Source organism: Cellulomonas sp. GbtcB1 (assembly GCF_019091725.1).
Classification (GTDB): Bacteria; Actinomycetota; Actinomycetes; order Actinomycetales; family Cellulomonadaceae; genus Cellulomonas.
This window is the reverse complement of record NZ_JAGXJG010000045.1, coordinates 1-13,109: the sequence shown is the minus strand read 5'-3', so window position 1 is coordinate 13,109 and position 13,109 is coordinate 1. Positions and strand designations below refer to the sequence as shown.

Sequence of the window (13,109 nt, the reverse complement as noted above, 5' to 3'; positions counted from 1 at the left end):
GCACCGGCCCGCCCGGCCGCCCGGCCGACAGTGGAGACGAGTGGAGCGTTGTGCCCGACACGCGCGGCGTGTCCCGGCAGAACGCTCCACTCGAGCCCACTCAGCGGCCGTCAGGCCTCGCCGGCCGCCTCGGCCAGCGCGATCCGGACCATGTCCTCGCGCGGCACGACCTTGACCCGCTCGCGCCCGTGCGGCTCGCCGAGCGCACGCTCGTACGCGTCGAGGAGCTCCCAGCCGGCCCAGTGGATCGGGCGGGCGCCGCGCGCGGTGAGGAAGTCGACGACCGCCCGCGGCTCCGGCTCGGTGGCGGACAGGAACGGGTTGCCCTCCGCCGTGACGTCGCCGGCGTCCTCGACCAGGTGCCGGATGGTCTCGCTCGCGTCGGACTTGGTGTGCCCGATGAGGCCGACCGGGCCGCGCTTGATCCAGCCCGTGGTGTAGACGCCGGGGACGGGCTCGCCGTCGACGTCCACGACCCGGCCCTCGCGGTTGGCGATGACGCCCTTGGCCTCGTCGAACGGCACGTCCACCAGCGGCGAGCCGAAGTAGCCGACCGCGCGGTACACGGCCTGCACGGGCCAGTCGTGCATCGTCCCGGTGCCCGCGACGGTGCCGTCGCCGGCCAGCGCGGTCCGCTCGGTCCGCAGCCCGACGACCTTCCCGTCCTCGCCCAGCACCTCGACCGGCTTGTGCAGGAAGTGCAGGTGGATGCGGCGGCTGGCCGTCAGCTCCTCCGGCTCCTTCAGCGTCCAGTCGGTGAGCGTCTTGACGACCTGCTTGGTCTGGTTCGACGAGTGGATGGCGGCCATCGAGCCCTCGTCGAAGTCGAAGTCCTCCGGGTACACGACGACGTCGACGTCCGGGACGTGGCCGAGCTCGCGCAGCTCCAGCGGGGAGAACTTGGCCTGGGCCGGGCCGCGGCGCGCGAACACGTGCACGTCCGTCACCGGGCTGGCCTTGAGGCCGTCGTAGACGTTCTGCGGGACCTCGGTCGGCAGCAGGTCGTCGGCGTGCTTCGCGAGGATCCGGGCGACGTCGAGCGCCACGTTGCCGGCGCCGAGCACCGCGACGTGCTGCGCGGTGAGCGGCCAGGTGCGCGGCACGTCGGGGTGGCCGTCGTACCAGGACACGAAGTCGGCCGCGCCGTACGACCCGTCCAGCTCGATGCCGGGGATCGGCAGGTCGGCGTCCTTGATGGCGCCGGTCGCGAAGATGACCGCGTCGTAGTGCCGGCGCAGGTCCTCCAGCTTGAGGTCCACCCCGTAGTCGACGTTGCAGATCAGCCGGATGTCGCCGCGCTCCAGCACCTTGTGCAGGGCGACGATGATCTGCTTGATCCGCGGGTGGTCGGGGGCGACGCCGTAGCGCACCAGGCCGAACGGTGCGGGCAGCCGCTCGATGACGTCGATGGAGACGTCCAGGCCCGAGCGGCTCAGGATGTCCGAGGCGTAGATGCCGGCGGGGCCGGCGCCGACGACGGCCACGCGGACAGGGCGGTTCGAGGTCACGCAGGTGCCTTCCTTCATGGGGTCCGCCGACCAGTGTAGGACGACCTAACCTCTGCCGATCTGCCCCGACTTCCCGCCGTTCTGCCCGAGGGGGCGTGGACGGCGCCCGGGCGCGTGGGTGGGCGGCGCTAGCGTCGGGTCGTGAGCACGCCCTCCCCGTCCGCCCCCGCCGGCCCGCCCACGACCGCCGCGGCCCCCGCGACCACCGGCGCCCTGGACCCCCGCGGCCTCGCCGCCGGCGTCGGCGCGTACCTGCTGTGGGGCGTCCTGCCGCTGTACTTCGAGCTGCTGAAGCCGACGGGCGCCGTCGAGGTCGTCGCCCACCGCGTGCTCTGGTCCCTGATCTTCTGCGCCGTCGTGCTGTCGGCCACCCGCACCTGGCGCGCGCTCGGGGTCGCGCTCCGCTCGCGCCTGACGATGGCGCTGGTCGCGGCCGCGAGCGTGCTGCTGGCCGTCAACTGGCTGACGTTCGTGTTCGCCGCGCTCGGCGGGCACGTGGTCGACGCCGCGCTCGGCTACTTCATCAACCCGCTGGTCACCGTGCTGCTCGCGGTCGTCGTGCTGCGCGAGCGGCTGCGGCGGACGCAGTGGGTGGCGCTCGGGTTCGGCGTGGCCGCGGTCGTCGTCATCACGGTCGGGCTCGGGCGGCTGCCGTGGGTGGCGCTGACGCTCGCCGGGTCGTTCGGCGTCTACGGCCTGCTGAGGAACCGCGTCGGGCGCAGCGTCGCCGCCGCGCCGGGGCTCGCCGCGGAGACGCTGGTGCTCGCGCCGGTGTCCGCCGGGTACCTGATCTGGCTCGGGGCGTCCGGCGGGTCGACCTTCGCCGCCACCGGGGTGTGGCACGCGCTCGCGCTGGCCGGGACGGGGATCGCGACGGCGCTGCCGCTGCTGCTGTTCGGGGAGTCGGCGCGCCGGCTGCCGCTGAGCGTCGTCGGCAGCCTGCAGTACCTCGCGCCGGTGCTGCAGCTGATCATCGGCGTGCTGGTGCTGCACGAGACCATGCCGCCGGCGCGCTGGTGGGGCTTCGGGCTCGTGTGGGTGGCGCTCGTGCTGCTCACCGTCGACGGGGTGCGGACCCAGCGCGCGCAGCGGCTGCGTGCGGCGACCGCGGCACCCGCGCCCGCCGCCGCGTCCTGACGCGGCCGGCCGGCGGGACGACCGTCAGCCCCTGCGGCGCCGCCCCGCCACCCGCGCGCCCAGCGCCGCGAGCAGCACCACGGCGGTCCCGCCGATCCCCCACCACACGGCTCCGGCGCGCGCACCCGCCAGCGGGTCCTCCCGCGGCGACACGTCGACGGTCCGCACGTCGGCCGCCTGGGCGTCGGGGCGCCCGTGCACCGGGCTCACCGGCCCGGGCGCCGTGCCGTCGTCGACGAACGCCAGGGCCGCGTCCGGCCGCACGACGCCCCAGCCGACCAGGTCGTCGCGCTCGGGCGGCTGCGCGCGGGCGGCCGTGACCTCGAGCCGGTAGGCCCACTGCGCGGGCGTCTCCTCGGGGTACCGCTCGGCGAGCAGCGCCACGGCGGCGCTGACGTAGGCGGTCGCGAAGCTGGTGGAGGTGCCCTCGCCGGACAGCATGCAGTCGCCGGCCGCGTGGAAGGTCGTGAGCACGTTGGTGCCCGGCGCCGCGACGTCGACGTGCTCGCCGTGGATCGCGTCGCCCGCGGGCCGGTCGTCGACGTCGACGGCGGTCACCGAGAGCACGCCGTCGTACGCGGCCGGGTACCGCGGGCCGTCGGTCTCGTCGCTGCTGGTGTTCCGGTTGCCGGCGCTGGCGACCACCAGGGACCCCGCCGCGGTCGCCCGCCGGACCGCGTCGGCCAGCGCCGGGGTGTCGTTCGGCGTGCTCATCGAGACGTTGACGACCCGGGCCCCCGCGGCCACGGCGGCGTCGATGCCCGCGGCCATCCGACCGGCGTCCGGGGCGACGCCCTGCTCGCGGGCCTGGTCGTCGTCGGCGTAGTAGACCCGCACCGGCAGGATCGTGGCGGCGGGCGCGAGGCCGACGACGCCCGAGTCGACGTCCGGCAGCGCCCGGGCCGCGATCTGGCCCGCGACCGCCGTGCCGTGGCCGGCGGTGTCCGTGCGCCCGGCCGGGTCGCCCGCCGCGCCGACCAGGTCGACCCCGGGGACCACGGCGTCGGTCAGGTGGGCGTTGCCCGGGTCCACGCCGGAGTCGACGACGGCGACCAGGACGCCCTCGCCGGTGGCGGACTGCCAGGCGCGCTCGGCGGCCAGGCGGGCCAGGGCCGGCGGGGCCTCGGCGACGTACTGGGTCTTCTCCTGGGTGCACTGCGTGGTCGTGGCGGCGGGCAGCCGCGCGGGCGCCGGGGCCGCAGCGAGCGCGGCGCCGGCGCCGGGGCCGGTCAGCAGGAGCGCGGCGGCCAGACCGGCGAGGACCGGCCGCCCGCCCCGCGCGGGTCGGGGCGTCACGGCGCCTCGGTGCTCGCGCCCGTCGAGCCCGTCGTCGCGCCGAGGCCGGACGCCGCGGTGCCGCCCGAGACCTCGGTCGCGGCCGCCTCGACGGTCAGGTCCGGGCCGGCCGGCAGCAGGTCGGCCCACGCCGGAGGCACGCGGGTCACGTCGTCGGGCGCGTAGCCGAGCCGGGCCAGCACCTCGTCGCCCGCGTCCGGCACGGGGTACGCGCGGCCCGAGCCGTCCACCAGCCGCACGGTCGCGGCTGCGCCGTCGGTCGTCTGCGCGCGCACCAGGGCGCCCGACCCCGGGGCCACCCGCACGCCCGCGGCGACCTCGGCCCCGTCGCGCAGGACCAGGTCGACCCGCTCGGCGTCGCCGGTGGTGAGCACGACGCAGGCGGTCGACCCGGCGGCCGGGAGCGTCGGCACGGTGGCCGGCAGGTCCGCCGGCGCCACCGGCGTCGCCGAGGTCCGCACGGCGGCGATCTCCGAGGCGGTGACCTCGAGCGGCTGCGCGGCGAGCTCGCCGGCGCCGAGCAGGTACAGCGGGTACGCGAGGTCGGACAGCGGCGCGAGCTCGCCCCGCGCGTCGACGACGTACCGCCGCGCACCGTCGCCGACCCCGGTCACCTCGACCAGCGTGCCGACCCGGGTGTCGATCGGCAGCCCGCCCTCGGGCAGCGCGGCGTCACCCGCGCCGTCGACGGTGAGCGGCGCGAGGTCCGAGCCGACCGGCACCAGGTTGAGCCAGTCGGCACCCGCGGCGAGCGGCGTGGCGGTGTCCAGGCCCAGCGCGCGGAGCACCGAGGCCTCGTCGCCCGCGGGGATGCGGTGCCGGGTGCCGTCGGACACGAGATACAGCGTCCCGGCCGCCTGCACGAGCGCGCCGGCACCGGGGTCCGCGACCGGGGCGGGGGCGTCGGGGTCGATCGTCAGGGCGGTGCCGCCGTCGGGCGCGACGCACGCCTCCCACCCCGTCGCGGCGAGCCGGCTCGCGAGCGGCAGCTCGTCCGGGGCGCCCGCGATGCCGATGGTCGCGCCGCGCGGCGCGTCCGTGATGTCGTCCTCGCTGACGTCGACCACGTGGAACGAGCCGGAGTCGAGGACGAGGCGCGCGCTCGTCACGTTGAGCACCGGGTGAAGCGTGCCCTGGATGCCGACGTACCGGCTGCCGTCGCCCTCGACGATGATCAGCGACTGGTCGTCCCAGCCGTCCGGCAGGGTCGGGCTGAGCAGGCCGAAACCCAGGCTGCCGAGCACCAGCAGCACCGAGAGCGAGACGCCCGCGACGACGCCACGCAGCGGCTTGGTGGGCTCGAGCTCCCGCCCGCCGGGCGCGCCGCTGGTGAACGCCGTGAGCAGCCGCCGACGGCTGTAGGTCTGGGCCTCGACGAGGTCGCGCTTGGACGCCACGGGTCAGACCAGGCCCGCCGCGACGACGCCGAGCGGCAGCAGCAGGGCCAGGCAGGCGATCTCCAGGAAGTCGCCGAGCCGCGCCAGGCCGACCCGGCGGCGCGGGGCGACCAGGCCCAGGCCGACGACGACCGCGGCGGCCGCCCCGGCCACGCCCACGAGCGCCGGGCGCCAGCCCGGGTGCTGCGCGGCGGCCACGACGGCGACGACGACCAGCAGCGCCACGGACAGCCCGACGGTGAGCAGCACGTCCAGGCGCGAGTAGGTCTGCCGCGTCGCGAGCAGCAGGCCCGCGGCGGCGAGCACCAGCAGCACCGTCCCGGCGACGCCGGTCGCGACCACCGCCGGCGCGGCCACCAGGGCGAGCACCCCGATCGCGACCCGCAGCGCCACCTGGATGCGGTGGCCGGCGGCGAGCTGCGCCCGGACCCGCGCGGACTGCACCGCGGGCGGGTCGGCGAGGATCTCGGCGTCGTTGCGCGGGGACACGACGCGCAGCGGCGTGCTGGACAGCGCGAGCCACGGGACGCCGATGCTGGCGGTGGCGACGACGGCCACCACGACCGCCAGCACCTCCCCGGGGCGGGCGTCGGTCAGCGCGATCGCGGTCCCGGCGACGGCGAGCGCGAGCCCGCCGGCCAGCGGCGCGGCGCTCAGCTCGCGGCGGTCGACCAGCGCCGGCATGCCCAGCAGCCCGGCGACCAGCACCCCGGTCCCGGCGAGCGCGGCGGGCCAGCCCCAGGACGGCGCCCCCGAGCCGGCGGTGAGCCCGGCGACCGCGGCGAGCACGGGCGCCGTCAGCACGAGCACCCGGCCCGCGGCGGGCTCGGTGCCCACCCGGCCGACGACGGCGCCCGCGACCAGGGCGAGGACCGCGGCCAGCGCGGCCACGACCGGCGGGACGAGCGACGCCCGGTCGGCGCCGAGCAGCAGAGCGGCGCCGGCGAGCAGCAGCGCGCCGGCCGCCCACGCGGCGCTCAGCGCGGAGTCGCGCGGCGTCCACGGCGCGTACTGGTTCTCCACCGCGTCGGCCACGGCCTCCACGACGTCGTCGTAGATCCGCTCCGCCTCGCGGCGCGCGCCGGACTCCAGCGTGAGCACGGCGCCGTCCTCGACGCCCTCGGCGAGCAGGCTGCGCGCGGAGTCGATCGGCGTGCCGTCGGCCCGCACCAGGCGGTAGCCGCCGTGCGCGGTGGCGGCGTCGAGCAGGCCGAGCGCGCGGGCCAGGCCCGGGACCACCTCGGCCATCGGCACGGCGCCCGGGATGCCGAGGTCGAGGCGGCGGTCCCCGGCGGTCACCGACACCCGCACGAGCGTCCCCACGGACGTCGTGGCGGCGGGTGCGTCTGTCATCGGGTCCCCTGTACTCCCTGGGCAGGTCGGCGGTCAGCATAGCGACGGCAGCCGATCCCGCCCGCGGGGCGCACGGGTGGGCGCGGCCGTCCGGGTGGACTCGCGGGCCCGGTGCCCGGACGGCCGTCCCCCGCGCGGAGGGCGCCGTGCCCGGCAAATGGGACGCCGGGTGACAGAACGCTCCGCATGACTGGGCCGAACGGGTGATCCGTGACACCAGTCAGCGTGGTTGTCCACAGGGCGGGTGATCCCACCTGACGTGTCCGCGACCTGTCGGATAGCCTCGTCGCGGTTCCGGGGTCGAGTGAGCTCGGGCACAGGCGGCGCCGCAGGGGTGCACGTCAGGCAGGCCCACCGGGCCGTGTAGGGGGAGGTGACATGGCAGCAGAGGTCTCCGCAGCAGACGGCGCGCTCAAGCAGGGCGCCGACGCCGTGGTCCAGAGCCGTGGGGAGCTGCAGCGCGAGCTGAGCGCTCTCGAGGGCAAGCTGTCCGGCATCGGGTCGCACTGGCAGGGCCAGGGCGCCGTCGCGTTCAACGCGCTGATGGCCCGGTGGCGCGAGGACGCGAACAAGATCGTGTCCGCGCTCAACGAGTTCGAGGCCAACCTGCTCACCTCGCAGTCGACGTACACCGCGTCGGACGAGTCGCAGCAGTCCACCTTCAGCCGCCTTCAGGGCCGGCTGGGCTGACCGGGAGAGGACGAGACGATGGCTGACCTCAAGGTCAACTTCGGTGGCCTGTCCACCGCCGCCGCCGACATCCAGTCGAGCGCGAGCAACATCGAGTCCCGCCTGGCGGACCTCGACCGCTCCCTGCAGCCGCTCCGGGCCAACTGGTCCGGCGAGGCGTCGACCGCCTACACCGCAGCGAAGGCGAAGTGGGAGGCCGCGCTGACGGACATGAAGGCGCTGCTGGCCGACGTCGGCCGCGCGGTGTCGACCTCCGGCGAGGAGTACCAGTCCACCGAGCGGGCCAACGCCGCCCGCTGGTGAACCACCCCGGCCCCGGCGCCTGAGCGCGGGGCCGACCCAGCACGACCCGCGCGGTCGCGCCCGCCGTCACCCACGACGGCAGCGGCGCGACCGCGCGGCCATCGCGTCGCAGGGGGCGACGCGGACGAGACTTCTTGCGGAGGACGGACGTGGCAGGCGACGTCGAGGTCAGGACCCAGGTCCTGCAGGCCCGGCTGGGGCAGCTCGTGACGCTGTTCGACGACACGGACCGGCTGAAGGGGCAGATCTCGCGGCTGCGCGAGGGCCAGTCCGGGGCGTGGCCGGAGATCCCGAGTGCGCAGGCGTTCGCGACGAAGTACCAGTCGGCGCTCCAGCAGGCCGAGCAGCGTCTCGACGCGATCCGAAGCACCATCGACGCGTGCCGCCAGGCGCTTGCGGACAGCGCGCTCTCTCTGGAGCAGCAGGACGCCGCGGTCGAAGAGCAGATGCGTCTCCTCGCTGCCCGCCTCGACCCGGCGGCAGCGACCCCGGCACCGGGTCGAGGCGGGCAGAACCGATCCCTGTGATGCGCGTGCTCCCGCCCCGTCGGCCGCGAGCCACCGCGATCACTCTCGTGGTCGCGGCAGTGACGATCCTGACGGCCGGGTCCGCGACCGCTGCGGTTCCCGGGGCGGACGACGGTCGGTGGTACGTCGAGGCAACCGGCCTGCCCGAGCTGCACCAGCGCACGACCGGTACCGGCATCACGATCGCGGTGCTTGACGAGGCGGTGAACCCGGCGGTCGCCGACCTCGTGGGTGCCGACGTGCAGCCGCACGAGCCCTCGTACTGCGCCGCGGATGCAGGTGGCGAGGCCTACCCCGCCACCTCGACCGAGGCCGTGGCGAAGCACACGACCTCGATCGCCACCATGCTGGTCGGCACCGACGCCGGCACGGGGGGTGCGCCGGGCATCCCCGGCGTCGCCCCCGGAGCGACCGTCCGGACCTACGCCATCCGCTACGGCGACCTGCCGTGCGAGACGCCCGCAGGGCAGGAGGACGACCAGGACGACGCCATCCGTGACGCCATCGCCGACGGCGCGGACATCATCGCCGTGCCCGGGGCCGGGCGGTTCACGATGGACGGTGTCGCCGAAGCGCTGCGCGCAGGCGTCATCGTGGTCGCCGCTGGAGGCAACGACGGAGCCCTGACGGGGATGCCCGCCATCGCGAATGGTGTCGTGACCGTGGGGACCGTCACCTCAGACGTCACCCTGGCCGAGGGCAGCCCGGTCGGGCCGTCGCTGGCCGCCGTCGCCCCCGGGGCGAAGATCCGCGCGATGCGCGACGACTGGAGCACCTACGGGACCACGACGGGGTCGTCGAACGCCACCGCATACACCGCGGGAGCACTCGCCCTGCTCTGGTCGCTCTACCCGGACGCGACAGACGGCCAGATCATCCAGGCGTTGATCCACACCACCGACGCCGAGGTGAAGGAGACACCGGCCCGCGACATGGAGTGGGGCTACGGCACCGTCAGCCCTCGCGGGCTCCTGTCTGTCGACCCGACCACGTACCCGGACGAGAACCCTCTCCTGCGTGACGACGGCACCCTGCCCCTGATCGCCGATGTCGTCGGCGATGGCGCGCCCGCCGCCACGCCCGAGGGCGAGACGGACGAGGCTCCGGTCGACGACAACGCGGCAGCTCCTGCGGAACCCGGGGCCGGGTCGGGTCTCCCGATGGGTGCGCTCGTGGGCGGCGGCGCGGGGCTGCTCCTGATCGCCGGCGCCGCCGTCGCCCTCGTCATCACGCGACGGCGTAGGCGCGCCGTCGAGCACACCGCCGCACACGACGCGACTCACACCAATGCAAGGGGGAGCCATGGGTGACAACGCCGACCAGCTCGGTCGTACTCGGGATGCCGACCTCGGCGCCATGGACACGTCCGTTCGTCAGCTGATGTCGTACTCCTCCGGTATGGAGACCACCGTCGACACGTTGAGGGCAGTCGGCAGCGAGCCGGGCCTGTCCGGTGCCGGGGCCGAAGCGGCGACCGATCGGTTCGCCGAGCTCGCTCGCGAGGTGGCAACGGTCGCCGACTACCTCTCCACGCTCGCCCAGGGCAACGCGCAGGCGACCGCAGCGGTGGTGGCGGCCAAGCAGGCGTACGCCGATCTTCCTCCGGGCGAGCTCTCGTTCGGAGAGCGCGCCGGGCTGACCGCCGCGACCACCGTCGCGCTTCCCGGGATCGGCCCGGTGACCGGCGTCGTCGCCGGCGAGATCCTCTCCAGGCAGCGCGAGGCAACACGCGAGGCCGAGGCCGCGGCGGCGCTCCGACAGCTCGATTCGACTCTGGGTGGCATCAGCCTCGCCGCCCCCGACGCCGATCGGAGCACCGAGGACCCCACGACAGGCACGACCGGGACCGAGGGCGGCGGGACGGGGCCTAGGGGCACCAACGTCTCCGGGTCCTGGTCTGGCGGCTCGTCCGGCGGCAGCAGCCAGGGCGTCAACGCCTACTCGCCCTCCTCCGGCGGTAGCGCCGGTCTGGTCGGGTCGTCCTGGACGCCCGGCGGCGGCTCGACGGGCGGCGTCACCACCGGCTCCGGCGGCTCCGGCGGCAGCGGATCGGGCGGCACGGTCGGCACCGACCCGATCTTCACCGGTGGTGGCTCGACCGGCGGCGGCAGCGGCCTCGGGGGCGGTCACGTCCCTGGCTCAGGTGACGGCACGTCCTCGGACGGTCTCGTCGGCGGCACCATCCCGGGCGGCTCCGGCACCGGCGGCGGCGCGTTCCTCGGCGGCTCCGGCTCGTCGGGCGGCAGCGGCGCGAACAGCCTCGCCGGCCTGGGTGCGGGCGGTCTCGCGGGCGGCCTGACCATCGGGGGCGCGGCGCTGGGCGGCGCGGGCCTCAACCGGCTCGCCGCCGGCGGCGCCGGTGGCATGGGCGGAGTCGGTGGGCTCGGCGGCGCGGGCAGCGTCGGCGCTGCCACGGGCGTCCCGCTCGGGACGGTCGGCGCCGGCACCTCGGGCTCCGGCCTGTCCGGCTCGACCTCCGCCCTCGTCCAGGGCTCGCAGGCTGGCACCGCTGGCGCCGGCGCATCCGGTGCCCGCTCCGGCGGCATGATGGGCGCCCCGATGGGCGGCGGCGGTGGCGCGGGAGCCGCGAAGGGCTCCAAGCGGCGCGGCTCGGGCGGGCTGCTCGCCCCGGACATCGACGTCGAGGAGGGCGCCGAGCGCCCCGACCTGGGCGCGGCTGCGCGTGCCGGCGGGCGCGACGCACTGCGGCCCGTGGCCGCAGCGCCGTCCGTCGCGGACGACGACCAGGACGACTGGTGACCTTCGCGCGCGGCCGGCGAGCGGCGGCGTGAGCCGCGCCGTCGGCCGCGTGCGTCTGTCGACCGGCAGGTTCCGGTTCCGAGGAGCCGCCGTGCACGGCGGAGTGGTGATGGCAGTGCTGCTCGCTCCCGGATGGGCGGGCGCGGCCGTCCCCGGCGCCGACGACGGCCGCTGGTACTACGAGGCCACAGGCATGGCCGACATCCATCAGAGCGCCACCGGCGAGGGCATCACCGTGGCCGTCCTCGACGGACGGGTCAACACCGCGGTCGCCGACCTCGCGGGCGCCGACGTGCAGCCCCACGAGCCGTCGTACTGCGCGGCGGCGACCGGCGGCCAGCCCTATCCGGCCACGTCCACGGGTGCCGATGCCCAGCACGCGACGTCGATCGCGACGATGCTCGTCGGCACGGACGCCGGACTGTCGGGACAGCCCGGGATCCCCGGTATCGCTCCCGGCGTCACCCTCCGCACCTACGCCGTGTACGTCGAGGGACAGCCGTGCGAGACGCCGGCCGGCCAGGAGGACCTGGCTGACGATGCCGTGCGCGACGCGCTCGCCGACGGCGCCGAGATCATCCTCGTCCCCGGCACCCAGCAGATGTCGGCCGGCGTGGTGGCGGAGGCAGAACGCGCCGGGGTCATCCTGATCGGCTCGGCGGGCAACGACGGCACGATCGTGACCGGCTTCCCGGCCACCCTCAACGGCGTCGTGGCAACCGGGACCATCACGTCCGACATGACCCTGGACGACGGCAGCGTGTATGGCCCCCGTCTCGGGGTCGTGGCTCCCGGCGCGCACATCCGCGCGCTGTCACCGACGTGGGACAGCTACGGGACCACGACCGGCTCGTCCAACGCCGCCGCCTACACCGCCGGGGCACTGGCCCTGCTGTGGTCGCTCCATCCTGACGCCACCGACGGTCAGATCCTGCAGGCACTCGTGCGGACCACCGACGGCGAGGTGAAGGACACGTGGCAGCACGACCCGAACTGGGGCTACGGGATCGTCAACACCCGCGTCCTCCTGACGGTCGACCCCACCACCTTCCCCGACGAAAACCCCTTCGTCTCCGACGAGCCCGACCTGCTGCCCACCGCCGGGCAGATCCTCGGCACCCCGGAGGACGCGGACGTCGGCGCGGAGGACGAGCCCTCGGACACCGCCGGCGAGGACCCGACCGCTTTCCCGGAGCAGGACGATCCCGGATCTGGTTCGGCGCTGCCGCTGATCCTGGGCACCGGTGCCTTGGTCGTCGCGATCGGGGCCGTCGCCGCAGCCACCATCAGGATGCGTGCGCGCCGTCACGTCCCCGTCGCTGAGGCGCCTACCGCGTCGGACCTCGCGCAGCACCAGCGGTGACCACCGCCGCGTGACCCGACGACGCGCAGCGTCGCGATGGGGAGCGGCGTGGTTCCCGTTCTCCGGTTCGCGCAGCTCGCCGTCAGGTCACGTCGACGACGGGCGCAGCACAGACCTGGACCACCGGTCGAGACACGTCAGCCCCGCGCCGCCCCCGGCGCGTCGATCCGCACCCCGCGGTCGCCCACCTGGATCGTCGACCCCGACGGCACCAGCACCCGCTGGTCCGCCGGCACCGGCACGACCCGCCCGCCAGGCAGCCGCAGCGTCGTCCCGTTCCCGGAGCCGGCGTCGGACACCCAGAACGTGCCGTTCTCGATCCCGAACCGCGCGTGCGTGCGCGAGACGCTGCGCTCCGGGTCGTCCACCACGATGACGTGGTCGCAGCGCTCGCCGGCGGCCGGGCGCGGGGCGCGGCCGATGAGGCCCGGGCCGGTGACGGACATGACCTGCCCGGTGTCGAGGGTGACCAGGAACGGGGACGGCTGCGCCTGGTGGTGCGCCACGCGCGGGACGGCGGGCTCCGGGGCCGGCTGGGCCGGGACCACGGGGCGGATGCCGACCGACGCGGCCTCGGCGGCGGGCTGCGCCGCGGCGGCCGGGGGCTGCTGCGGCTGGTCCACCGCCGGGACCGTGGGCTCCTGGGTGGCGGCGGCACGGGCAGCGCGCCGACCGGTCGGGGCGCCAGTGGCGCCGTCGGCGGGCGTGGCCACCGGGGCGGACGGCTGTGCCGCCGCGGGCGGCTGCGGGGGCGCGGCGGACGGCGCCGGCACGC

General features: G+C 76.0%; 12 protein-coding genes. 7 read left to right on the top strand and 5 right to left on the bottom strand.

The window, feature by feature from the left end:
• Window positions 1-110 precede the first annotated feature (110 nt).
• Complete coding sequence (locus tag KVT14_RS14950) at window positions 111-1,526, bottom strand: FAD-dependent oxidoreductase (protein WP_217616395.1); 1,416 nt, start codon at window positions 1,524-1,526, stop codon at window positions 111-113.
• A 123-nt stretch (window positions 1,527-1,649) separates the two neighbouring features.
• Between KVT14_RS14950 and rarD the strand changes: the two genes are divergently transcribed.
• Window positions 1,650-2,645 carry an EamA family transporter RarD gene (gene rarD / locus KVT14_RS14945; RefSeq protein ID WP_217616394.1) on the top strand — a complete coding sequence of 332 codons (996 nt, stop codon included), beginning with the start codon at window positions 1,650-1,652 and terminating at the stop codon, window positions 2,643-2,645.
• Window positions 2,646-2,669: 24 nt separating this feature from the next.
• Here the strand turns inward: rarD and KVT14_RS14940 are convergent, their stop codons facing one another.
• The 3 genes from KVT14_RS14940 to eccD are packed head-to-tail and all read right to left on the bottom strand — an operon-like array spanning window position 2,670 to window position 6,691.
• Window positions 2,670-3,941 carry a S8 family serine peptidase gene (locus KVT14_RS14940; RefSeq protein ID WP_217616393.1) on the bottom strand — a complete coding sequence of 424 codons (1,272 nt, stop codon included), beginning with the start codon at window positions 3,939-3,941 and terminating at the stop codon, window positions 2,670-2,672.
• A complete protein-coding gene (gene eccB / locus KVT14_RS14935; RefSeq protein ID WP_217616392.1) occupies window positions 3,938-5,338 on the bottom strand; it encodes a type VII secretion protein EccB in 1,401 nt (466 codons plus the stop codon). The genes KVT14_RS14940 and eccB overlap by 4 nt, the downstream gene beginning before the upstream one ends.
• 3 nt (window positions 5,339-5,341) lie before the next feature.
• Window positions 5,342-6,691: a type VII secretion integral membrane protein EccD gene (gene eccD, locus KVT14_RS14930; RefSeq protein WP_217616391.1), complete on the bottom strand. Its 1,350-nt coding sequence runs from the start codon at window positions 6,689-6,691 to the stop codon at window positions 5,342-5,344.
• A 378-nt stretch (window positions 6,692-7,069) separates the two neighbouring features.
• Between eccD and KVT14_RS14925 the strand changes: the two genes are divergently transcribed.
• From KVT14_RS14925 to KVT14_RS14900, 6 genes are all read left to right on the top strand, one after another.
• A complete protein-coding gene (locus KVT14_RS14925; protein WP_147795413.1) occupies window positions 7,070-7,381 on the top strand; it encodes a WXG100 family type VII secretion target in 312 nt (103 codons plus the stop codon).
• A gap of 18 nt (window positions 7,382-7,399) precedes the next feature.
• Window positions 7,400-7,684 (top strand): WXG100 family type VII secretion target, encoded by a 285-nt coding sequence (locus KVT14_RS14920; protein ID WP_147795412.1) that lies wholly within the window; start codon window positions 7,400-7,402, stop codon window positions 7,682-7,684.
• Window positions 7,685-7,833: 149 nt separating this feature from the next.
• Window positions 7,834-8,211 (top strand): hypothetical protein, encoded by a 378-nt coding sequence (locus KVT14_RS14915; protein WP_217616390.1) that lies wholly within the window; start codon window positions 7,834-7,836, stop codon window positions 8,209-8,211.
• A 59-nt stretch (window positions 8,212-8,270) separates the two neighbouring features.
• Window positions 8,271-9,521, top strand: a complete 1,251-nt coding sequence (locus tag KVT14_RS14910) for a S8 family serine peptidase (RefSeq protein ID WP_217616389.1) — start codon at window positions 8,271-8,273, stop codon at window positions 9,519-9,521.
• Window positions 9,514-10,971, top strand: coding sequence for a hypothetical protein (locus tag KVT14_RS23195; RefSeq protein WP_217616388.1), 1,458 nt, complete (start codon window positions 9,514-9,516; stop codon window positions 10,969-10,971). The genes KVT14_RS14910 and KVT14_RS23195 overlap by 8 nt, the downstream gene beginning before the upstream one ends.
• Window positions 10,972-11,080: 109 nt before the next feature.
• Window positions 11,081-12,334 (top strand): S8 family serine peptidase, encoded by a 1,254-nt coding sequence (locus KVT14_RS14900; protein ID WP_217616387.1) that lies wholly within the window; start codon window positions 11,081-11,083, stop codon window positions 12,332-12,334.
• Between the two features lie 137 nt (window positions 12,335-12,471).
• Here the strand turns inward: KVT14_RS14900 and KVT14_RS14895 are convergent.
• Window positions 12,472-13,109 (bottom strand): FHA domain-containing protein (locus KVT14_RS14895; protein ID WP_217616386.1); only part of this gene is annotated, 638 nt, incomplete at its 5' end.

Excerpts from the sequence above, each read along its gene's own strand:
- KVT14_RS14950 (WP_217616395.1), bottom strand. The coding sequence starts at position 1,526 with ATGAAGGAAGGCACCTGCGTGACCTCGAACCGCCCTGTCCGCGTGGCC.
- eccD (WP_217616391.1), bottom strand. The coding sequence starts at position 6,691 with ATGACAGACGCACCCGCCGCCACGACGTCCGTGGGGACGCTCGTGCGG.
- KVT14_RS14925 (WP_147795413.1), top strand. The coding sequence starts at position 7,070 with ATGGCAGCAGAGGTCTCCGCAGCAGACGGCGCGCTCAAGCAGGGCGCC.
- KVT14_RS14920 (WP_147795412.1), top strand. The coding sequence starts at position 7,400 with ATGGCTGACCTCAAGGTCAACTTCGGTGGCCTGTCCACCGCCGCCGCC.
- KVT14_RS23195 (WP_217616388.1), top strand. The coding sequence starts at position 9,514 with ATGGGTGACAACGCCGACCAGCTCGGTCGTACTCGGGATGCCGACCTC.
- KVT14_RS14900 (WP_217616387.1), top strand. The coding sequence starts at position 11,081 with ATGGCAGTGCTGCTCGCTCCCGGATGGGCGGGCGCGGCCGTCCCCGGC.